General features: G+C 41.1%; 19 protein-coding genes and 1 riboswitch. Of the genes, 8 read left to right on the top strand and 11 right to left on the bottom strand.

Annotated elements, in window-relative coordinates:
- Window positions 1-6: 6 nt before the first annotated feature.
- The 4 genes from FTU13_RS14135 to FTU13_RS14120 all read right to left on the bottom strand — a co-directional run bounded on the left by FTU13_RS14135 (window position 7) and on the right by FTU13_RS14120 (window position 4776).
- Window positions 7-732 carry a CPBP family intramembrane glutamic endopeptidase gene (locus FTU13_RS14135; RefSeq protein WP_180128591.1) on the bottom strand — a complete coding sequence of 242 codons (726 nt, stop codon included), beginning with the start codon at window positions 730-732 and terminating at the stop codon, window positions 7-9.
- Between the two features lie 211 nt (window positions 733-943).
- Window positions 944-2170: a tryptophan synthase subunit beta gene (trpB, locus tag FTU13_RS14130; protein ID WP_180024528.1), complete on the bottom strand. Its 1227-nt coding sequence runs from the start codon at window positions 2168-2170 to the stop codon at window positions 944-946.
- The gene (locus FTU13_RS14125; RefSeq protein ID WP_180128592.1) at window positions 2154-2795 is read right to left on the bottom strand and encodes a phosphoribosylanthranilate isomerase; all 642 of its coding nucleotides are present in this window, start codon (window positions 2793-2795) and stop codon (window positions 2154-2156) included. Before FTU13_RS14125 ends, trpB begins: the two co-directional genes overlap by 17 nt.
- Window positions 2796-2955: 160 nt before the next feature.
- Window positions 2956-4776, bottom strand: coding sequence for a TonB-dependent receptor domain-containing protein (locus FTU13_RS14120; RefSeq protein ID WP_180128593.1), 1821 nt, complete (start codon window positions 4774-4776; stop codon window positions 2956-2958).
- Window positions 4777-4903: 127 nt separating this feature from the next.
- A riboswitch (cobalamin riboswitch) is annotated at window positions 4904-5068 on the bottom strand.
- A 236-nt stretch (window positions 5069-5304) separates the two neighbouring features.
- Between FTU13_RS14120 and FTU13_RS14115 the strand changes: the two genes are divergently transcribed.
- From FTU13_RS14115 to FTU13_RS14105, 3 genes are all read left to right on the top strand, one after another.
- Window positions 5305-7152: a TonB-dependent receptor plug domain-containing protein gene (locus FTU13_RS14115; protein ID WP_373423912.1), complete on the top strand. Its 1848-nt coding sequence runs from the start codon at window positions 5305-5307 to the stop codon at window positions 7150-7152.
- Between the two features lie 46 nt (window positions 7153-7198).
- Entirely contained in the window at window positions 7199-7783 is a 585-nt protein-coding gene (locus tag FTU13_RS14110) for a cob(I)yrinic acid a,c-diamide adenosyltransferase (RefSeq protein WP_180128595.1), read from the top strand.
- 173 nt (window positions 7784-7956) lie between these two features.
- Window positions 7957-8670: a glycerophosphodiester phosphodiesterase gene (locus FTU13_RS14105; protein ID WP_180078781.1), complete on the top strand. Its 714-nt coding sequence runs from the start codon at window positions 7957-7959 to the stop codon at window positions 8668-8670.
- Between the two features lie 66 nt (window positions 8671-8736).
- Here FTU13_RS14105 and FTU13_RS14100 read toward each other — a convergent pair whose 3' ends face one another.
- A complete protein-coding gene (locus tag FTU13_RS14100) occupies window positions 8737-9270 on the bottom strand; it encodes an META domain-containing protein (protein ID WP_180128596.1) in 534 nt (177 codons plus the stop codon).
- Window positions 9271-9459: 189 nt separating this feature from the next.
- On the opposite strand from FTU13_RS14100, the gene FTU13_RS14095 reads away from it, so the two are divergent.
- The 4 genes from FTU13_RS14095 (at window position 9460) to FTU13_RS14080 (ending at window position 13313) form a co-directional block, all read left to right on the top strand.
- Window positions 9460-10620, top strand: coding sequence for an acyl-CoA desaturase (locus tag FTU13_RS14095; RefSeq protein WP_078194143.1), 1161 nt, complete (start codon window positions 9460-9462; stop codon window positions 10618-10620).
- A 122-nt stretch (window positions 10621-10742) separates the two neighbouring features.
- Window positions 10743-12188: a YdiU family protein gene (locus tag FTU13_RS14090; protein ID WP_180103181.1), complete on the top strand. Its 1446-nt coding sequence runs from the start codon at window positions 10743-10745 to the stop codon at window positions 12186-12188.
- A gap of 111 nt (window positions 12189-12299) precedes the next feature.
- A complete protein-coding gene (locus FTU13_RS14085; RefSeq protein ID WP_180128597.1) occupies window positions 12300-12905 on the top strand; it encodes a murein L,D-transpeptidase family protein in 606 nt (201 codons plus the stop codon).
- Between the two features lie 36 nt (window positions 12906-12941).
- Entirely contained in the window at window positions 12942-13313 is a 372-nt protein-coding gene (locus FTU13_RS14080; protein WP_218955154.1) for an MmcQ/YjbR family DNA-binding protein, read from the top strand.
- Between the two features lie 77 nt (window positions 13314-13390).
- Here the strand turns inward: FTU13_RS14080 and FTU13_RS14075 are convergent, their stop codons facing one another.
- The 6 genes from FTU13_RS14075 to baeS form a co-directional block, all read right to left on the bottom strand.
- Window positions 13391-13900: a hypothetical protein gene (locus tag FTU13_RS14075; RefSeq protein ID WP_180128598.1), complete on the bottom strand. Its 510-nt coding sequence runs from the start codon at window positions 13898-13900 to the stop codon at window positions 13391-13393.
- Window positions 13901-14094: 194 nt separating this feature from the next.
- Window positions 14095-14949 carry a hypothetical protein gene (locus FTU13_RS14070; protein ID WP_180128599.1) on the bottom strand — a complete coding sequence of 285 codons (855 nt, stop codon included), beginning with the start codon at window positions 14947-14949 and terminating at the stop codon, window positions 14095-14097.
- Window positions 14950-15220: 271 nt separating this feature from the next.
- Window positions 15221-16576: an amino acid permease gene (locus tag FTU13_RS14065; protein ID WP_180128601.1), complete on the bottom strand. Its 1356-nt coding sequence runs from the start codon at window positions 16574-16576 to the stop codon at window positions 15221-15223.
- Window positions 16577-16931: 355 nt separating this feature from the next.
- Window positions 16932-18629, bottom strand: coding sequence for a carboxypeptidase regulatory-like domain-containing protein (locus FTU13_RS14060; RefSeq protein WP_180128602.1), 1698 nt, complete (start codon window positions 18627-18629; stop codon window positions 16932-16934).
- 242 nt (window positions 18630-18871) lie between these two features.
- On the bottom strand, window positions 18872-19558 hold the full coding sequence (locus FTU13_RS14055) for a response regulator (protein ID WP_111885370.1): 687 nt from the start codon (window positions 19556-19558) through the stop codon (window positions 18872-18874).
- Window positions 19559-19570: 12 nt separating this feature from the next.
- Entirely contained in the window at window positions 19571-21241 is a 1671-nt protein-coding gene (gene baeS, locus FTU13_RS14050; RefSeq protein WP_180121863.1) for a sensor histidine kinase efflux regulator BaeS, read from the bottom strand.
- A gap of 134 nt (window positions 21242-21375) precedes the next feature.
- Between baeS and FTU13_RS14045 the strand changes: the two genes are divergently transcribed.
- Entirely contained in the window at window positions 21376-22005 is a 630-nt protein-coding gene (locus FTU13_RS14045) for a hypothetical protein (RefSeq protein ID WP_180128603.1), read from the top strand.
- Window positions 22006-22298: the final 293 nt, after the last annotated feature.

Below are 22298 nucleotides of genomic sequence, written 5' to 3'. Positions count from 1 at the left end.
TTGACTTCAACTGCCCACATAGGGCTGAAGCAATTTCAATAAAATCACGCCGCCTAACGATAGTACTGCATTGTTGACGAAATGAATGAGTAAGACATGCCAAATGTTACGCGTCCACAAATAGATGAGGTTGAGAAATAGACCTGCAACCATAAAACTGATGGTCGCAATCAAATCGCCATCGAAATTATGATAATGAATCAAGCCAAATAAAATTGAGTTCAGTAATACCAATATCACTCGCCACAGCCAAGGCTGTATAAATAGCTTTTGCAGCAAGGTATAGCGGAAAATAATATCTTCGAGCAATGCGGTAAATAATGGCCCAAGGCTGATGATCAGCAAGCTAAAAAACGCAATCGTATTAGGATCAATGGTCGATTCTTTTTCAATGCTCTCACCGACGGGCAACAGACTGCGTGTAAAAGAAATCACCACTTGTAAAGCGACTGCACCGACAACCACCAACAGGCTTGAGCGCCAAAAGGCTTGTTTATACTTTTGCCAGTGCGTATACAGCATCGTTTTATAGAGCCAGCACACGGCAATAAATAAAATGCCGCGAAAGATCGAATCACCCAAAGCAACCTGAGCTGAAACACCAAAAAATTGGTCTAAGACATAACTGTTGAGCAAGATCAGCGGAAGAATACACAGCGCAAAAGTATCACGCCATTGCCAAGAAATATGGGTTGGAAAGGATTCTGCACGAACCAATTGGGTAAACGTCATTGTTATAAAGTCTTTCTAAAGCAATAAAATTTACACAGTATTGTGATTTATTTCACACTTTTATTCTGCATCAGTTTTGTAGTGATTTGCCTTAATAAAATTTTCAGCCAAAAAAAAATCGCGCGGAATTGCTTCTGCGCGATTTTTTAATCCTCACCTTTAACAAAGCAGGGCTTTTCCCCTCTTTATTAAAGAGGGGTTGGGGGAGATTTTACATCTCAACCATTTCCACGCCATCAATGCGGGCAACGGTCATTAAGTCTTTATCACCACGGCCTGATACAGTCGCAATAATGATTTGGTCTTTGTCCATGGTCGGCGCAAGTTTCGTCACATAAGCCATCGCATGTGAGCTTTCCAATGCAGGGATAATGCCTTCAATTTGGGTCAAATCACGGAACCCTTGTAACGCTTCAGTATCATTGATTGGCACATAGTTCACACGGTGCATATCTTTGAGGAAACTATGCTCAGGGCCTACACCTGGGTAGTCCAGGCCTGCAGAAATTGAATGTGTTTCAATGATTTGACCTTGATCATCTGACATCAAGTACGTACGGTTACCGTGAAGTACACCGACATGACCTGCGTTTAATGGTGCAGAATGCTTGCCCGTTTCAATGCCGTAGCCTGCAGCTTCAACACCGTACATTTTCACATCTTCATCATTTAAGAATGGATAGAACAAGCCCATCGCATTTGAACCGCCACCCACACATGCAACAAGAGCATCTGGCAGACGGCCTGCTTGTTCTTGAATCTGTTTACGCGCTTCACGGCCAATGATCGATTGGAAATCACGTACCAATTGCGGATATGGATGTGGACCTGCAACGGTACCAATCACATAATAAGTTGAATCAACATTGGTTACCCAGTCACGCATCGCTTCGTTCATCGCATCTTTCAATGTTTTTGAACCGCTTTCCACAGGTACAACCGTTGCGCCAAGCAAACGCATACGGTACACGTTCATGGCTTGACGTTTTACGTCTTCCGCACCCATAAACACCACACACTCAAGGCCTAAACGCGCAGCAATCGTTGCCGTTGCTACGCCGTGCTGACCTGCGCCTGTTTCCGCAATAATACGTTTTTTACCTGAAAGCTTAGCCAGTAAAGCCTGACCAATGGTGTTATTCACTTTATGTGAACCTGTATGGTTCAGGTCTTCACGTTTTAAATAAATTTGCGCACCACCCAACTCTTTCGACCATCGCTCAGCATAATACAAAGGACTAGGACGACCGACGTAATACGCCAAGTCACGGTCGAATTCTGCCAAAAACTGAGCATCATCTTTCATGCGGAAATAGAGTTTTTCTAAGTCCTTAAGTGCTGCCATTAGAGTTTCTGACACAAAACGCCCGCCATGAATACCGAAATGCCCTTGTGCGTCAGGGAATTGGGTATAGTCGATTTTATTTTGCTGATCCACGATGGACTCCTTGCATAAAGCGCTCTATGAGTTGTTGGTCTTTAATACCTTTTGCCGATTCTACACCACCACTCACATCTACGGCGTAAGCACCAGTGATTTGAATCGCATCTTCAATATTGGTCGGAGTTAAACCGCCTGCCAAAATTAAAGGAATATCGAGTTTTGGGAACTGTGCCCAGTCAAAGCTATGCCCTGTACCGCCTTTCAGTTCTGGATGCCATGCATCCAATAGTACGGCGCTTGCCCCAGCCTGTTGAAAGGCTTGGATTTCGGCAATCACATCCAGTTCAGGTTTCATCTGAATGGCTTTATACCAGCGGCGCCCAACGGACTGCGCAATCGTTTGGCACTGTTCAGGGCTTTCATCACCATGAAACTGCAGGATGTCTACAGGCGAATTTTTTAAAATATCCTGTATGTCTGCAGCCGATGCATTCACGAATAAACCGACGGTCTGCACATACGGCGGCACATGCTGAATCAGTTCAGCAGCCTGCACTGCCGTTACACTGCGCGGACTTGGCGCAAAGAATACAAATCCGATCGCATCTACGCCAGCTTGGACGACAGATTGAATATCTTGAATACGTGTAATTCCGCAGATTTTGGCACGGGTTCGCATGTTGTTTTGGCTCTAACTCCGCCCTATTCATAGCCCATCTATGAATATGAAGGCGAATCATTGTAATGCAATTTTCATGCATTGCGTGGATTTTCAGCATGATTACTGCGCAAAAATAAAAAGCCCTGAATGATCAGAGCTTTTTGAATAATTGATTCAATTATTTCATTGCATAACGTAAGGTTAGCCAAGCAGTACGGCCGTCTTGACGGTAGTAATAGTCATCAAATGAGTCATACACGGTGTAATATTCTTTATCAAACATATTGGCAAGTTTGGCTTGTACAGAAAATTCAGGGGTCGCTTGATAGGTTAAACGTACATCTGCTGTCGCAAAACTGCCAAAGCTTGTTGTATTAGCGGCATCCTTATAACGCTGGTCTTCTGCGTGTACAGAGCCACCTAGCGTCCATTTATCCATCGTATAATCTGCAGATACATTCAATAATTGACCTGCACGACCCGCAATTTGATTGCCTTTGGTCGCCCCCGAATTATATTCAGGCTCTTGATACGTATAGTTTAAGTTCCACGTGAAGTTGTCCAGTGACTGTCCGAACTCAGCTTCCACACCCTTAATTTTTGCTTTCGCAATATTGGTTCCGCCTGAAATCATATTATCAATTTCATTATGGAAGGCAGAAACAGACCAGTTCAGCCATTGCGACCCTTTGAATCCAATTTCAATATTTTCAGACTCTTCAGGGACTAAGTTTGGATTTGACCAGCCCGGATAATATAAGTCATTAAATGTTGGTGAGCGGAAAGCGGTACCGTATGAAACATAAGTGCTGTAGTTGTCATTAAATGAATAACCAACAGCGGCATTGCCTGTGGTGTGATCACCAAACTGTTCGTTATCATCTAAGCGAATAGCAGCTTGCAGGTTCACTCGACCAAAATCACCAAGATATTGCGCATAGTAACCGACATTATCACGCTCTTTTTCATCGTAATTGGTGGTGCTGTCGACTTGATCATTTAAGTAATCCACACCCACCAATAGTGTGTTATTGGCATTGAAAGATAATGTGTTTAACCAGCTAATGCTATCTTTTGTGGTATCAAATACACCAGTTGATTTATCTGCACTAAAGGTTTCGTATTTATCTTCTGAACGGCCAAATTTAAGCTGCGTTTTCCAAAGATCTACAGGAGAATAGCTAAAGCCTACGCCATACACATTTTGCTCAACCTTGTTATAAGGACTTACGTTATATGAACTATCGTAATTTGTTTCGCCATTTACATAGAGAACATTAAAATCAGCTGCAAATTGATCATTAAACTGATGACCCGCTTTAATTGACGCAGAATAGTTTTCATAACCATCTTTATCTGTTTCAGTCGGCAAAGTTGTTACATCTAAACCTTGTGTTTTCAAGCCTGCCAAACTCAGCGTCGCCCAAGAATTATCCTGACGAATATTCACACCGACATTCGCATCGTAAGTTTCATGTGAACCATACTTGAGCGAAGCAAATGGTTTTACGCCATTTTGCGTCCCTTTACGGGTAAAGATTTGAATCACACCGCCTACAGCTTCAGAACCATATAAACTTGAGCGCGGACCTTTGACCACTTCTACACGTTCAATTTGATCAACTGGCAAATGCTCAAATGAAGTTTGGCCTGAAGTTGCCGAACCCAGTTTTTGACCATCCACCAATACCAATACCGCAGTAGAACCTGTACCACGAATTGAAATACTGGTTGGCTGACCTAAACCACCAGAGTTGGTATAGGTTACACCTGGTACGGTACGTAGCAATTCTTGTAAAGACGTAAATTGCTTACGTTCAATTTCTTCACGGTTAATGACTGTGACTGCTGCCAAAGTTTTTTGTGCGTCTTGCTCAACAATATTGGCAACCGTGTTGGTAATCACTGGAAGTTGATGAACTTGGTCTGCTGCCATCGCAGCAGAAAGTGGAGATAAAACAAAAAGCGACCCGATAAGAGTCTTAGAGAAAGAATGCATGCTGTATTCCCCGATCGCACCGCCCGTGCGAAATAAAAGTGGTTAACGCGTGGCGGTTTTTGGGTAAGCGATGGCTTGCCATTTTTCAGACAAAAGCATGCAATCCCGCTATAACGCCCGCCGCATTATGTATAGGTCTGCATCAGGCCGGTCTCCGGACTTAAGGATTTATCGAAATAAAGCCTATTCACCGTTGCGGGGGCAGTGTCAGATAACAACAGCTCTATACTGCTGGACTGACTTCCCAGTTTCACTTCTCAATTAAGAAAGCACCTGAAGCGCAGGCAGATTAATTTCTGCTCCACAGCAAGTCAAGCTGTATATGTACCTATCTTCAAATACCCCATAGTTTCGATTGTTCGATAAATCGGAGTTCTCTATACTTAAGCCATTCACAACAGTTGGCATGGGAAGTTTCCACAACACTGCCCCCGCAACGGTGTGCAAGCAATGCTTTGCCAGTCCGATACCTGCTCACTGTGTTCTATCACTCAATCATTTACGTGGGGTAAATGCATGGAGCATTGTATGCCTTTTCCTTTTCAGCCGACTGCGCTTGCAGCTGGCATATCTGCCCTTTGTATTTTTAGCTCCCAAATATCTGTTGCAGCAGATTCCATTGCACAACCTAAATTGGACACCATTGTCGTCACGGCAACACGCTCACAAGAAAAATTAGAAAATGTGCCTGCGCGTATTTCCATTATTGAACCTGCAACCGTAGCGCAATCTCCTATTTCCCAAATGAGCGATTTACTACGTGACGATGCTTCTATCAATATGGTGCAAAACGGTGGTTTAGGACAAGTGGCTTCCATTTTTGTGCGAGGCACAGAATCCGACCACACCTTAGTACTACGCGATGGCGTACGCTTGAACTCGGCTACATCAGGCATGGCGCCATTACAATTTTTAGATACTACCGATATCCAGCAAATCGAAGTTTTAAAAGGCCCAGCTTCTGTATTGTATGGCTCAGATGCGATTGGTGGTGTGGTACAAATTATTTCCAAGACACCCACAGAAAATACAGCCTTTGCCAGTACAGAAGTAGGTGAACACAAAACCTATAAAAGTATTATTGGCGCAGATGCCGCAAAACATGGTTATTACGCACAGATTCGAGGGCAACGCTTAGAATCCGATGCCACCAAAGTTTTTGATTTAGATGAACTGAGCACAGCAAGCTATGACCAAAAAGGCTGGAGTGCAAAAGTCGGATCAAAACAAGAAAATCATGCATATTCATTGGACTATAGTCATAACGATGGTCGCAGCTTTTATGTCAGTTGTAGCAATGAAGATAAGGACTATAACTGCCTAAACTACAGCAATGTCGCGCAAGACTTTAGCAATGAAATGATCAACCTCCGTGGTGAAGTGCATCTTTTACCTGCTTTAGAACTGCACGCTCGCCTTTCTCAATTTAAAGATGAGCTTGATCAGGTTACAACCGCCGACTTCACCCACAATAAAACCCAAGAAGCTGAAATCTATTCCAAATTTGATCTGACGCCAAAACAAACGATTTTAAGTGGGATCACACACCGTAAAATCAGCGGTGACATCGTGTCATATGGCACGGCCTATCAAGATGATAACCGCAGCACGGGTTATTACTTACAGCATCAATATTATCAAGATGGTCTTAATACACAGCTCGGCATCCGTTTAGAAGACGATGCAAAATATGGCAGCCATACCATTGGTCAAGCTGCAATTCGTCTGCAAGCACTGCCTCTTACCAGTGTATATGCCAATATTGGTACTGCGTTTAAATCGCCAACCTTAGATGAACGCTATAACAGCTGGTCAGGCAATCCAAACTTAAAGCCTGAAGAAAGTATTTCTTATGAGATTGGCGTCGACCAAAAGCTGAATCATGGGCTAAGTACCGGTCTATCCGTGTACCATACCAAAATCGACCATCTGATTGTGAACGGTCCTCATTACACTTTAGAAAATCTAAATACAGCGGTTTATCAAGGCGTGGAAACCTATCTGCAATGGCAAAATGGGGGATGGTCAAGCAAACTTAGCTATCATTATGTGAAAGCACAAGATGATGAGAAAAAACAAGATTTACAGCGTCGCCCACGTCAGAATTTAAGCTTGACTACAGGTTGGAGCAATGACATTTATGGCATGAATGCAACCTTGAATGCCAAGTCAGATACCGTAGATTATCAGGCACGCAATCCCGGTTATGCCACTATTGATATGAGTGCATTTTGGAATATCAATCCCAACCTCAAAGTCTTTACCAATTTACAAAATATCGGTGATGTCGAATACAAAACCTCATCGTATGGTTCAGGTTTGTATTATATGAATGGCGGGCGTTTAACCTCTATAGGTGTCACTGTTAAATATTAATGCGCATCTCTTTATTCAACTTTTAATCAAAAAATGGACAATTAAAATGGGCCACCGTTTAAGTAAAATTTACACCCGCACTGGCGATTCAGGCACGACAGGTTTAGGTGACGGATCACGTGTTGCTAAGGATGATTTACGCATAGAAGCCTTAGGCGATGTCGATGAACTCAATTCAAGTATCGGCATTCTACGTTCGCACATTGCGCTTAGCAGCATTGAAGACAAAGCGACTTGGGACAAATCACTTAGCCTGATTCAACATTGGTTATTCGACCTTGGCGGTGAAGTCTGCATTCCAAACTTCAACTTGGTACAGCCTGTGTCGATTGAGTTTTTGGAAAATGACATTGACCGCATGAATGAAGCGCTGCCAATGCTCAAAGACTTTATCCTGCCTTCAGGCACTTTAGTATGTAGCTTTACCCACCAAGCCCGTGCAGTTTGCCGACGTGCAGAACGCCGTTTAATGGCAGTACATAATCGGGACCAAAACATTCAAGCGCCGTCATTGCAACTACTTAACCGTCTGTCTGACTGGTTATTTGTCGCATCAAGAACTTTACAGCGCGCCGAAGGCGGTTCTGAAGTACTTTGGCAAAAGAATATTAACGACACGATTGATCAATAAGTTTTGGTTCAAATCCTTTGACCAATTAAAAGTCTATTTTACATTGAAATAAATCGAAACATTTCGTCCGATCATTCTTGTAATTCAGAATGATCGGCTCAAAATAATAGTGTCATCTCCCTGTCATGCTTACAGGACACTATGCTTTTATCTTTCAACTTTGCAGGCCCTATATGCGCATAATCGGACACCGTGGTGCTCGTGGCGAAGCACCTGAAAACACCCTTGGCGGTTTTCAATATATTCAAGATTTAGGGATTCGTGCTGTCGAATTTGACGTTCGGCAACTGAAAGATCGTGCCCTAGTGATTATGCATGATGACCAATTTATGCGAACGGCAGGTCAAGATAAACATCTATATGAATGTAGTTCACAAGAGTTAGAACCCTATAACCATGCCGTTACTTGGTCAGAATGGAATAAAGTTGAGCCGACGCCACTGCTCGAACAAACGCTCAAAATTATTCATAACTTCGATCATATTGAAGTCGAAGTGAAAGCAGTGAAGACACAGACTGAAGCTGAAGCACTGACTGAAACCTTGGAACAACAGCTCCAAGGGTTCGAACATTCCGCGGTGATCACCAGTTTTGACCCTAAAATTCATCTTGCTTTGCAACAAAAAAAATCCGGCTTCAAACGCGGGCTTTTGGTTGAAACGGACGTAAAATTTAAAGCGATTGAACAAGCACTTGAATTAGGTTGTATCCAAATCGGTTGGATGAACCAACTTGCCAATTCAGACATTATTCAGGCCACACAGCAGGCAAAATTAAATGTGAGTGTATGGACCGTCAACGACGTTGATCGTGCTAAACAGCTTAAAGATTGGGGCATCAACGGTTTAATTACCGACTATCCTAAATTAATGATGCAGCATTTTTAATGCTGCTTTATTCACCTAGATTTGTGTAATTCACTTCTCGATCAACACGTCGCTATTTCAATCGGTCTATTTTCTTTCCAAAACCAATACAGTTTTTCCCAGACTGTTTTGCATCGTCATCTGTTTCCCTTTTATTTGGAATTGAGTTGCGGCTTGCAAGGCATCTGAAAGTTCAGCCTCTTGAGCCAAAGCCGAATCACAGCTGAAATAACCTGCTCGGGCATTTAGATCAATGCTGTGTTTTAAGGTATCGATCACATAAGTGCCACTGATAATGTTACATCCCGTATTTCCCTGAATTTGTCGAAATTGCGAATTGAACTGAAGATAAGGTTGATGATGAAAGAACTTAGCTTTTTGTCCAGCGATTTTCACAATCGTCCATGGAATGTCTTGTATCCCATCGTTCACGCGAATAACTTTTAATGGCTGCTCAATACTGTTGCCCAGTGATTTTCCGTGTGACTTTGTAGTCACTGTCTGTGTAGGAGAATTTTGACAAGCCATCAGTCCAAGACAACTGATCAGAAAGCTGCCCCAGATGCAGTATTTGATAAGTAATTTCAGATTATTTTGACAAATTTGCTGTTTTTTTGGCATCTTCTTACTCCACAAAAAGTCAAATAACTTCAGTCGTATTATGTTACTGTCTAGAACAATACAACTGTACAATAACAGTGGTGAAAACGGGTTTTCCCGTGCTACTATTCTGTACGTTTAAAATCCCTTAAAAGTTTAATGGGATTCGTCCTATCTATACCTCCCAAGGTTTCAGGAGTGCTGTTGGAGATGAATGCTCCCCTACCCAAAGCCCCAATGAACTGGATTGCCATTTTTGCATTGGTGTTTTTACCTATTGTCGCAGTTATTGCAATTCCGTTATATGCCATTAATCATGATTTTAGTGCCGCTGCTTGGATCAGTATGTTTGTTTTACTGGGTGTCAGTAGTTTAGGTATTACCGCAGGTTATCACCGCTTATGGGCACACCGTGCTTATGAAGCAACCTTGCCTTTAAAAATCATTTTAATGCTCATGGGTACTTTTGCAGTTCAAAATAGTATTTTATTTTGGGCTTCAGGCCACCGTACACATCACCGTCATGTTGATGATGTGGATCAAGATCCATACTCAATCAACCGTGGTTTTTGGTATGCACACATTGGTTGGATGCTTCGTGATTATCCTGCAGCAGCACCAAACTATAAAAATGCACCTGACTTATTAAAAGATAAAGTCGTGATGTTCCAAGACAAATATTACATCCCTCTAGTGATTGCCGTTCACGCAGCTATTTTGTTGCCAATTGGTTGGGCTGTAGGTGATATGTGGGGCGTTCTATTATTGGGCGGTTTAATGCGTTTAATCTTAAGCCATCATGTGACGTTCTTTATTAACTCACTTTGCCATATGTGGGGAAAACGTCCGTATACTGATGAAAATACAGCACGCGACAACTTTGTTCTAGCTATTGCTACTTGGGGTGAGGGTTATCATAACTATCACCACATTTTTCAATACGACTACCGTAATGGTGTGAAATGGTGGCAATATGACCCCACTAAATGGCTAATTTGGTCATGTTCTAAATTAGGTTTGGCAAAGAACTTACGCCGTATTCCAAGCTTTAATATTAAAAAAGCTGAGTTGGCAATGAAGTTTAAATATGCTGAACAAGACCTTGCGATTTATGGTCTGAATATGACCGATGACATTGCAACAGCAAAACAACGTATTTCTCAAGAATATGATGCGTTTTCGCAAACTTTGAATGACTGGGCAAAATTAAAAGAACAGGAAATTCAAGCGAAGAAAACAGCAGTTGCTGAAAAAATTCATCAAATGGATGACAAACTCAAACTTGAATTCCAGCAAGTTGAACAACGCCTATCTCAGCACCGTGAAACACTGAATCAATTAATGCGTAATTTGAAAAAGAAAACCGCTTAACTGTTTTAAAGCTCCTCAAATGATAAAGCCTCCCTTGTGGAGGCTTTATTGATTTTAAGCTACAGTTTTTCTATCTGGTCTTTGCTATAGTTTAAACATAATTTGAATTTTTAAAGATCATTATGCTGTTCAATGCCCGCTATAACACCCTGCCACCTCGCCTGTACCATCATCAGCAGCCTGTACCTTTAAAAGGCGCAAAAGCTGGGCATTTTAATGCGGCTCTTGCAGATGAGCTGCAATGGTCGGCAGAAGATCAAGCTGCGTGGGTAGACATCTGCAGCGGTCAAAAAACCTTTGCTGAATTTGAACCTTTGGCCATGGTCTATGCAGGTCACCAGTTTGGACAATGGGCAGGCCAATTAGGCGATGGACGCGGCTTATTGATTGCGCAAATCATCGATAAACATGGGCAAACCATTGACCTCCATCTCAAAGGTGCCGGCTCGACCCCTTACTCACGCATGGGCGATGGTCGTGCAGTGCTGCGCTCGACCATTCGTGAATATTTGGCAGGACATGCGCTGAACAGCTTAGGCGTTGCATCAAGCAATGCGGTGGGTTTTACCAGTTCTGAGCAAGGCGTACAGCGTGAAAAACTCGAACTCGGTGCAATGATGCTGCGTACATCTGACTGTCATATCCGTTTGGGGCACTTTGAATGGATCAATCAGTATCAGGGTGATTTACTGCCTGAATTCACGCAGAAATGTATTGAGTGGCACTACCCTGAATGCTTGGATGCCGAACAACCTATTTTAGCTTTTGCGACCCAAGTCATTCAGCGTACCGCAGTGATGATTGCCAAATGGCAGCTGATTGGCTTTGCACATGGCGTGATGAATACTGACAATCTGAATATTACTGGTTCAACGCTCGATTTTGGACCTTATGGATTTATGGAGCGCTTCCGCCCAAACTGGATCAACAACCATTCGGATTACCAAGGCCGCTATACCTATCAGCAGCAGCCGAGCATTGGGCATTGGAATTTATGGCAATGGCTGAATAATCTCGTTCCGCTCTGCCCTGCAGATTATGACAAAGAACAGTGGAAAGAAGATTTAGCTAAGTGCTTAGAGCATTTTGAACTGACCTTCTTAGAACATTATAAATTGGGCTTAGCTCAGAAAATGGGTTTGCCAAGTTTTCATAAAGACAGCTTCGACTGCGCTATGGCCTTTTTACGCATTCTGCAAAGTGAGCAACTGGATTACACGCAAAGCTTTATCCGTCTTCAAAATCATGAATACGAAGCCATTAAAGATGACTGTTTAGACCGCCGCGCCTTTGAAGGTTTCTTGGCACAATATGAAAGTATCCGTGAGCATCAGGACACCGATGCTTTAGATGCGGAAATGGCACAGGCCAATCCGCAATATATCTTGCGTAACCATATGGCGCAAAAGGCGATTGAGCTTGCTGAACGTAATGATTTTTCAGAAGTTGAGCGTTTGTTTACATTATTGAGCCAACCATTTACTAAACAACTTGACCTAGAAAAAACTGAAGATTTAGGACCTTTACCAAGTGATGTGCCTGAAGTGATGGTCAGCTGCTCGTCTTAAAAAATTATCCACAAATCCACATTTCACTCGAATCAAAATTGTGGATAATTTAAACATTATCCACAATACCGAAATGGATGGACTGTAATGCCGTCCATCCTCTAAAAAATAATGACAAGAAAACGTATCGCTATTTTTAGTTTCGCTACCCTCTTCTGTATTGTGGCGGCCTACCTTGCCTATCAAAAATTTGAAAAATATCTACCTACACCTACCAATGTACTAGCCTTTCCACCTGAATTAAGCGATGCACAAATTCAAAAAATTCGCACAGAAACGCCGATCGACAGTATTCAAGTACATAAAGCTGAGCGTTATTTAGATTTAAAACATCAGGATCAGGTCATTCGGCGTTACCCGATGCGTCTGGGTTTTCAACCGCTTGGACATAAAGTTCAAGAAGGTGATGGCAAAACGCCTGAAGGAACTTATCATATAGATTGGCGCAATCCGCAAAGCGCATTTTATAAATCTTTGCATATCTCTTACCCCAATGCGGCCGATAAACAGAAGGCTAAAAATCTAGGGGTTTCTGCAGGTGGTGACATTATGATTCATGGTTCGGCGACCAGTTTACAAATGAAAGCTGCACCACAACTGATGACGTATTTCCCGCAAAAAGATTGGACATGGGGCTGTATTGCAGTGCGCAATATTGATATGGATGAAATTTGGCAATTGGTAAATAATGATACCGTTATTCATATTCATCCTTAGGCTTTAACGTTCAAGCTTATTTTTAGGTTATCCCCTATGATTGCATTACACGCTGTAGCTGCTAAGACGGCCTTAGCCCTGCCTGAAACCACGTGCAGCCAGCCATTTGGTGAAGGCTGTGATGTGTTTAAAGTCATGGATAAGGTCTTTATGCTGAGTTTTCATTTGGAAGGCAAAGCGGCCGTTAATTTAAAGGTGCTGCCGGACAATGGCGTGATGCTCAGAGATATTTATCCCTTTATTCGTGCGGGCTGGCATATGAATAAGCAGCATTGGATTTCTGTATTTGCAGATGAAGAATTGGAAGAAGAACTGCTGCAAGATTTGGTGCTAAATTCTTATGAATTGGTGGTGTCGAAGTTAAAGAAAGGACAACGGCAGAGGATTGAATTGCTGAGAAGTGTTTAGATAACACTTCCCTTACGATCAGATTATTTTTTTAATTTCGTGTAATCGCCATTATGTTCAACAACTGGTTTCATAAATTAAAGATTTAGAAATCGAATCTTTGTTTCAGCTTTTCTAATTTCATTACTAGTAAAAGAAATAGTTGTTCCTAATGAATAAGCATAAATTCCTTGGATAGAATCATTAGATGATTCATATGAAATATAAAATCCATTATCAACCCTACCTATCCATTCAAAATTATTTTTATATTTTTCAAAAAGATAATTAATTAATTCCTTTTTTATTTCTATATTATCTGTATCAATCTCATAAGCAATACAATGAAGTTTGCCTTGCCATTCTTGAAGAAAAATAAATCCTACTGGAGTGTTTAATTTATACCATTTTGATTCTTTAATGAAATTTACTCCTGAATTCCTTACTTCTAAGCTAAATTTGCTTTGAATATCTGAAAAATTAGAACCAATTTCAAATATAAATGGCTCTAAAACTTTATTTGCGTTCAATGTATTGGTCTCTGCATATGATAAATTATTGATAGAAGTTGAAACGAAAGCGACAACTAGCATTAAAACTTTGAACATAAGTAATTTTTAAAATTAAGATTTCCTAAAATTAACATATTGCAATCTATACGAGATTCCGAATTTGATATTACACAGTTAATTTTTTAAATTATTAAAAATTAAAGCCTAGACTACTTTATTTCGTATAACAGTCATTTGAAAAATAAGAATTTCAATCATTAGACTAAAAGTTAAATTAGAAAAATGACCCTCTACTCACCTAAGTCTTTAATCAATGTGTAGTAAGAGTCCGATAAATCACAGTTTATTTTTTGCATTAATGCAGAAAAATAATCATCCGAATCATCAGCTTCAAAATAAACAGTTTTATATTTCTTAAGTAATGTTCTCAATTCATTTTGGAAGAAAAACAGATAGTCTTCCATATGATCTTCATCAATCCCTCCCAAATATGCAACTTCAATTGAATTTTCATCTGAACCACCAATAAGAAAGTAAGCACATAGTTGAGAACAATGATTTAAAAGAATTGTTGACTCCATTACATTTATATTTTTTAAATTTTCGAACAATAGGTCAGGTGAAAATTCCTGAGCTAAAGCATTAACACCTTCATGAAATCGCTTGTAGTTTTTATGGAACAACTTCTTTAATTCTTGCCATTCAACTTTCGACATCTGATTTAATTTTTTAGTTTTTATTGTTTTTATATCTGTATAGATTTCAGTTATTTCGGTTAATTCAATCAAGTAAGTTGTTCTAGCAATATAAAAACGATGTGACTCAAACTGTTCACATAAAGAATTATTCCTAGAATTAAGTATGAGTTGTAACCCTCTCGTTTTAGATTTTTTCTCTAAATTATTGATCAATTTTATCAATAGATTAGCCTCTAAATCATTTTGTACATCATGAAATAAAATATAATCACGATGAGGATGGACATGATTAGAATAAAGCATTCCCAGTGCAATAATCGTATCATCTCTTTTCGCAACGACATGATAAAAACCTATCTTTGGTAAATGATGCTCAATTAAATATTGCTGTAAATGCATATTCATTTTTGAATCAAAATGCTGAGAATCTAAAATTTTAATATTCATAATTATTTACCGATTTATTTAAAAAAAATTAATTACTCAGCCCTCAAAAATATTCACAAAATATACTTCTTACCAAATTTTTAATGTTTTTAATTAATATCAATACTTTAACCTAAACCATATAAATTTAAAGCATACTGGAACGACTGCTATTGATACGAACACTCCATAAATATGTTTATTTTCAAAATAATTTAGCAAAGACATTATTTTACAGCACGAAACAAGAACGCCTGCATATCAAAAGGCTCATCCCTAAGCCTTCATGGTATTAAATCTTCTTCGCTTGCATCACTTTAAACAGCACATACAGCAGTAAAATCCATACGGGCTGCATCAGCACCGACAGCATAAAGCCTTGATTCCACATGATGTACAAAATCATCAGCATAAACACTAAGACAAAGTAGTTGGTGAACGGCGCAAATAAGGCAGGAAACTTAGTTTGTATGCCCTGCTGCTTCATCGCTTTTCTAAACTTCAAATGAATCAAGCTGATCAGTATCCAATTCAGCACCGCAGCGCTCACCACGATATAAATCAAATAACTCAATGCTTTTTCAGGCAAGAAATAATTCAGCAGTACACAGCCAAAAATCAGCAAAGCAGAAAATAAAACCGCGGCAATCGGCGTACCGTGTTTATTCACCTGCTTAAATGCTTTTGGCGCATTGCCTTGTTCTGCCAAGCCCAGCAGCATGCGGCTATTGGCATACATGCCGCTATTACAGACCGAAACGGATGCCGTCAAAATAATAAAATTCAGCAAATGTGCCGCCCAATCAATCCCCATCTGATTAAAAATCATCACAAAAGGACTATGATCCAAACCGCCAAGTTTCAACTGATTCCACGGCACCAGCGACAGCAATACAGCCAAAGAACAGATATAAAATAAGAACACGCGGATTACGGTCTGATTCACCGCTTTCGGGATATTTTGATCAGGATTTTCAGTTTCAGCCGCCGCCATGCTGATTAATTCAATGCCGCCAAAAGCAAACATCATAAAGGCTAGCATGTAGAATAAGCCTTCAAAACCGTGCGGGAAGAAGCCGCCATGTACCCATAAATTACTAATCGAAGCGGTAGAGTCTGCGCCTGCTGTAAGTAGCAGGTATATACCAAAAATAATCATGGCAACAATCGCCACAACCTTAATCATCGACAGCCAAAATTCAGATTCTGCATACAGTTTGACATTAGCTAAATTGGCTAGCGTAATCACAGCAAAAAACACCAAAACTGAAACCCAAGCAGGCACATGCGGCCACCAGTAATTGATATATTTGCCTATCGCGGTCAGCTCGGTCATCACTACTAAAATATACAGAATCCAGTAGTTCCAGCCCGTTAAAAAGCCCGCAAATTTGCCCCAATACTTAAAAGCAAAATGACTGAATGAACCTGTGACTGGCTCTTGCACGATCATCTCGCCCAGCTGGCGCATAATCAGAAAAGCAATCAAACCACCAATCAAATAGCCCAGAATTATCGATGGTCCAGCCGACTCAATAATATGCGCAGAGCCTAAAAATAGCCCTGTCCCGATTGCGCCACCCATTGCAATCAGCTGAATATGGCGGTTCTTTAATCGGCGCTGCAGTTGAGGCATTTCGCTGCTCACAACACGTCTCATTTTATAAAAAAGTGGATTGTAGCCTGTGCAGCTCTTTGCAGCCAAATATTCGCAGTTTATTTCTGTATGAATCATTATGGAATACAGCGTGTGAGCTGCATTACTCCATAGCACTTGGTCAAATTGATAGGCTTGACAATACAGGCCATATGATTCCATTACAACATCCGAAATCTTTAGCCGCCAGTGTGCTGAAGTGGCTGAATATATTGCCCTTTCAAATATAAACAGCTCTCAATTGAGAGCTGTTTTTAGCATTCACCACGCTTGATGGTTGATTGATCGCGAATGCAGTACACCTAAACCTATTCTAACCATTCATACTGCGCCACCATGTAAATCGTTATTTACGCTGTGGAACATCCGCCCAACGTGCATAACTATTCGTGCTTTTCAGCACAGCGCCCGCTTGTTTTGCAGCGACGCCAGTATAGTCCTGAGAGAAACTATCTGAATTTTCATCAAAACTCGCTCCATCAAATAATGGGAAAGTTCCGGCTTTTTTCTGAATCACCACATCATCAATCATCCATCCGCGGAAACCGTTATAAAGTTGATCGACCGTTTTGAATTGGAATTTCAGCTGAACATTGGCCTTGCCTGCATATTCATCTAATGAAATTGCTTCTTGCTGAACAGCAGCCGGTGCGAGGTTAAAGCCTAAATTACTGTATGGAATCGGCGCGCGCTCATATGCAGAGGACGGATCTGCCAGCGGGTTTAATCGAGCCAAGGTCTTAAAGCTGTTGCCACCGTCGGTAGAAACTAAAATATTCATCAAATCGAACCCTTGATTATTTGGATTGACCGACTCAATTTCCCACCATGTTTTAAAGCTTAAACTCAAAGGCGCTTGATACTGGCTTAGATTAATGGCAGGTGAGATTAACTCACCCATATTATGGGTATTAGATGTTCCGCCATCAAACTCTGGAGCCATAGATGAATCACTTAAAGCGCCAATAAAGTTGCCATTTACTTTGTCACCATACCAATACGCAGTATTGCCTTGCAGTGGCTCAGGCACCTTGCCTTGACTTTGGTCATTTGGTGCTAAGCGTACACGCTGATTCACTTGATTATTACGGATGTTGTGACCTTTGTTTAGCAACTGCCAATCAACATTGGCCACACTTGGCTGCGACCTTGTCCATGCATTGCGGGTTGCTGAGTCCACTTCAAAAGTTTCACGCCAAACTGCATCTGCAGACACTGTTTCAGGTAGCACTTCAAATTGATAGCCCGATGCAGAAGAAGCAATGACCGTAACTTTTTTCGTAATAGTATTAATTCCTGCACCGTTAATGGTGAGCGTGGCATTTTTCAATGCTTCAAGCAGCGCACTGGATACATTAAATGAAAGCGTGAAATATCCATTGGCATCAGTCAAAGCACTAACAAATGCGCCATTGGTCGCTGTACCGCCAGACAATGACACTTGCGCATTCGCCAAAGGTTTCCCTTTAAAAATCACTTGACCAGACAATGTTCCGACCACTGCATCATTGACTGGTGCATCACTTAGTGTCTGACAGTCTTGGTCTAAGCAGTTGAGAACCACATTCAACACAATGCTCTTATTGGTATTTTTAGGATGGATCAAGAATGCCGAAACTACAGACTGTCCATTTTTAGTGACCAAAACATAATATGTGCCTGCAGCCAATTTAGGTAGTTTAACGATGCCTTGAGCATTCGCAAGGTAACTTTGACCTTTAAAATGAGTCGCTGTCGGTAAACTATTGATCGGTGGAAATAACTGCTCAGAATCATCTGCTGTAATTGTATTCGTTGCTATTTTCAGACTGCCTGCTTGTACTTTTTGCCATTCTTCATCACTTAAAATCTGAATCGACGCAGCATTTAAAGCAAGATTATTCACATCTAATAAAGTCAGCTCTTCTACACTTTTTTGTACCATAGCATCGGCAACTGGCTCTGGCGGTACACTCCCTGTCTCATCACGATCACTACCCCCACATGCCGTTAAACCCAAGACACCCGTGACCATTATTATTTTTACAAAAGCGCTATTTTTCATCTGTTCTGCCCTCTGGCTGTTCCATTTTTAAAAATTGTTATGTCTACATTGAACTCTGCCAGCTCAAACATACTGGTGAATATTCCAGCACAATAATAACCAATTTTCATTAAATGCGCAAATTTCGCATTTTATATCTTTATGGCTTTCGGTTCTTCTTGTATTTAAAATTAATGCAACTAGCTATACACGTAGCAAAAAAAACAGGCCGAAGCCTGTCCTTATAGTATTTACAATCTATTTTAATCTTCTGGATATTCAAAACGGTAGCCGACGCCATACACAGCTTGAATCCACTCATGACGGTTGCCAGTTTCAGCAGCATCCGAAATTTTACGGCGCAGGTTTTTAATGTGGCTGTCAATCACACGGTCAGCCACTTCAAAACTGTCTGGGTTAATATGATCAAGCAATTGCGCACGTGAATACACCTGCCCTACATGCTCTAAAAACAACTCTAGTAAACGAAACTCTGTTGGCGTTAAGCTCAACGCTTTTTGTTGATACCAAATGCGTTGCTGTGCTTTGTCCATACGGAATAAATCATTCACCTCTGGCTCTGCTTTACGTTCTAAACGACGTAACACTGCTTGCACACGTGCCACCAATTCTTTCGGACTAAACGGTTTGCAGACATAATCGTCAGCACCCATATTAAGCCCCAATACACGGTCAATTTCTTCAGTGCGTGCAGTCACCATAATAATCGGCAAATCAGACTGCTCACGGACTTTACGGCAAATGGTTAAGCCATCCATACGTGGCACCATTAGGTCCAAAATCATTAGACTCGGCTTACGCTGCGTGAAGCTCTCATAGGCTTCTTGACCATCATGAAACATGCTGACTTCAAAGCCTGCAGCCTCTAGATAATCACGCACTAGCTGTGCAAGTTCCACTTCATCTTCAACCAACATGATATGTTTCATGCATGCTTCCTTTTAATATTTCATCTGTTTGGGAAATGTCAATTTGCAACGCAAACCGCCCAATGGAGAATGATCAAAACTCAACTCTCCACCCAATGCTCTAGCTATTTTTACGGATAACGCCAATCCTAATCCTGTACCACCAGTTGCACGCGTACGTGAATCATCCACACGATAGAAACGCTCACCTAAACGTGCCAACTGTTCATCAGTTAAACCAAATGGGCTATCATCAACATACACGGTCCACTGGGTTTCATCTTGCTCAGTATGAACATGCACTTCACCACCAGCTTCCGTATAACGAATACTGTTACCCAATAAGTTGACCATAATCTGTTTAAAACGGTCTATATCTAATTGTAATGAAGTCCCTTCGCCCATTGCGGTAATTTTCAAATCTGCTTGCTCAAACTTCGGCTTAAAGCTTTCAACTTCCTGCACAACGACATCCCACGGATTAATCGTAGTGAGATAACAATTTAATTGCTGTGCATCAGCTTGCGCCAAATCTGCCAAATCTTTGGTCAATTTTTTCAAACTACTCACTTGATTCAGCATCGAAGTAAAATGTTCAGGCGTTGGTTTGCGGATGCCATCTTGCATCGCTTCAATCTGTGCCTGTAATACTGCTAAAGGTGTTTTTAATTCATGTGAAGTATCGGCCACCCATTGACGACGTGAGGTTTCATGCTGATCGAGAATTACGGCCAACTGATTCAATTCATTCGATAAATCACCAAGCTCATCATTACGGTTCACCGCAACTTGATGTTGATAATTGCCCTTGGTTAATTCACGTGTTCCCATTAACAAACGCTGAATCGGTTTTTTAAAGTATGTTGCCAATAACAATGCTGCAATCAAACTTGCAATAAACGTAAGCGCATAAACCAATAATAAATAACGTTTTTGCTTACTAAAGAAGTTAATACTGATCGCATCATCTTGATCGAGGACAGGTTTGAGCCCCAAATATCCCACGATTTGATTATTCACCATAATCGGACGATAAGAGATTTGTTCATCTGTCGGCTCACCCACAACAAATTGGCGATGTGCATCATATAAAGATAAACGCGAACTCAAGCCCAAGCGGTCAGGCATTTGGATAAATTGTTTCTTACCACCATTATTACTGTTACTTTGTGAGGATTGATCTGCATCTTTTTCATCTGTGTTCGACTCTTTTGGACGGAATACATTTTGGTTCGTACTTAAAGGAAATTTTAAACCTTCAAAGGGTTGGAACTCAGATGGTAAGTTTTGTTCCAACCATTTCAGCTCTTCAATTTTTTGCTCTGCCGTTTGCTGTGGTGTTGCCAGCATCGATGCTGCATTCAAACTATGATCTTGAAAATAGCGCTGCTGCAATGCAATGTCATATTGACGACGTAACCACCACCGAGAGAGACGATCATAGTCATCTGGCGCTGCCTGCCCTTCAATTTGCAGAATCTGTGCCTGAATCGCATTGCCCCAATCATGATAGACCGTATACACATCGGCTAAATTTTCAATGACATGGTCAAGCTTTTGCATCTCGACATCGGCCACATATTTGGTGAAATTACGCTGCATATTCCAATGCAAAACGCCAAGACTTACCGTTGTGATGACGAGCGTCGTCAACAGCACAGTCAGAAACAAGCGTAGGGCAATCGGGATACGACGTATTTTCAAACGAGAACTCTCATTTTTCTTCTATATTCATTATTGTAGCGAACACGCAACTAAAAAACTCTCCATTGTTTCTACATCTTTATTATTTAATCTTTAACCATCGGAAAAAGATCTAATCTGGTGGGGTAAAGACTATGAAACAAATGACCAAAATTGCTTTAATCGGTGCAAGCGTACTGAGCATGGGTGCATTAACTGCCTGTCAATCGACAACCGCACCAAAAGATAACGATCATGGCCGTATGATGAAACAACATCATGGTGATCAAGATCGTCGTATGTCACCTGAGCAACGTGAACATTTTAAACAAATGCGTGCCGAGCAACGTCAAGTGTTTGCTGATATGCAAAAAGCCTGCGTTGGCAAGGCTACAGGTTCAACAGTTCAAGTAAAAGCTGGCGATAAAAATATTGATGGTACATGTACCATGGTGTTCAAAGCAGACCGTCAAGACATGAAAAAAGCACGTGGTGAACACAAACCAATGCGCGGTGAACATCGTCCAATGCGTGGCGACATACGTAGTCAGATGCAACGCGGTGAGCCACTGACTGATGCAAAACGTGCAGAGCTGACTAAACAGTTTGATCAGCGTTTAGCGGAACGCCAAGCCAAACAACAAGCGATTATGAAAGCATGCCAAGGCAAAACCGATGGCAGCGGGGTTGCGATTAAAGTTGGCGAACAGCAGATCAATGGTAAATGTGAAGTTCGCTTCCAACCTAAAGCCCCTGTTGTCCCAACGCCAGCACCAGTGAAATAATCCAAACTTAGATCACAATATCATTGCTTAAAAAAGGCACTCCCCTGAGTGCCTTTTTTATTGGACATATCTTTTTACGCTTTTTGACTATTTGTGTCATTCATTTTCATCTAAAAGCGTTTACACTCAATGCACTTAGCTTTTTCAAGGGATATTTCTTTGACTTTACAGTCACCAACAAATCACCCTGAAATGCTTGTACCCAATAAGAAGATGTTGCACGATTAGAACCATTCCAATACGTGTCATTGAAGACACGTTCAAATGTTATTTAGGATTACTAACGCTGGTAG

The sequence above is a fragment of the Acinetobacter sp. YH12064 genome, from assembly GCF_013419735.1.
Classification (GTDB): Bacteria; Pseudomonadota; Gammaproteobacteria; order Pseudomonadales; family Moraxellaceae; genus Acinetobacter; species Acinetobacter amyesii.
Note: the sequence above shows the minus strand (reverse complement) of the source record. Positions and strands in the feature narration are given on the sequence as shown.

Bases quoted from the DNA above. Each gene is read 5' to 3' on its own strand.
- FTU13_RS14045 (WP_180128603.1), top strand. From the start codon at position 21,376: ATGAAACAAATGACCAAAATTGCTTTAATCGGTGCAAGCGTACTGAGC.
- FTU13_RS14110 (WP_180128595.1), top strand. From the start codon at position 7,199: ATGGGCCACCGTTTAAGTAAAATTTACACCCGCACTGGCGATTCAGGC.
- FTU13_RS14120 (WP_180128593.1), bottom strand. From the start codon at position 4,776: ATGCATTCTTTCTCTAAGACTCTTATCGGGTCGCTTTTTGTTTTATCT.
- FTU13_RS14080 (WP_218955154.1), top strand. From the start codon at position 12,942: ATGATTGCATTACACGCTGTAGCTGCTAAGACGGCCTTAGCCCTGCCT.
- FTU13_RS14115 (WP_373423912.1), top strand. From the start codon at position 5,305: ATGCCTTTTCCTTTTCAGCCGACTGCGCTTGCAGCTGGCATATCTGCC.
- FTU13_RS14060 (WP_180128602.1), bottom strand. From the start codon at position 18,629: ATGAAAAATAGCGCTTTTGTAAAAATAATAATGGTCACGGGTGTCTTG.
- FTU13_RS14135 (WP_180128591.1), bottom strand. From the start codon at position 732: ATGACGTTTACCCAATTGGTTCGTGCAGAATCCTTTCCAACCCATATT.
- FTU13_RS14090 (WP_180103181.1), top strand. From the start codon at position 10,743: ATGCTGTTCAATGCCCGCTATAACACCCTGCCACCTCGCCTGTACCAT.
- FTU13_RS14085 (WP_180128597.1), top strand. From the start codon at position 12,300: ATGACAAGAAAACGTATCGCTATTTTTAGTTTCGCTACCCTCTTCTGT.
- FTU13_RS14075 (WP_180128598.1), bottom strand. From the start codon at position 13,900: ATGTTCAAAGTTTTAATGCTAGTTGTCGCTTTCGTTTCAACTTCTATC.
- FTU13_RS14055 (WP_111885370.1), bottom strand. From the start codon at position 19,558: ATGAAACATATCATGTTGGTTGAAGATGAAGTGGAACTTGCACAGCTA.
- FTU13_RS14095 (WP_078194143.1), top strand. From the start codon at position 9,460: ATGAATGCTCCCCTACCCAAAGCCCCAATGAACTGGATTGCCATTTTT.
- FTU13_RS14105 (WP_180078781.1), top strand. From the start codon at position 7,957: ATGCGCATAATCGGACACCGTGGTGCTCGTGGCGAAGCACCTGAAAAC.
- FTU13_RS14100 (WP_180128596.1), bottom strand. From the start codon at position 9,270: ATGCCAAAAAAACAGCAAATTTGTCAAAATAATCTGAAATTACTTATC.
- FTU13_RS14070 (WP_180128599.1), bottom strand. From the start codon at position 14,949: ATGAATATTAAAATTTTAGATTCTCAGCATTTTGATTCAAAAATGAAT.
- FTU13_RS14125 (WP_180128592.1), bottom strand. From the start codon at position 2,795: ATGCGAACCCGTGCCAAAATCTGCGGAATTACACGTATTCAAGATATT.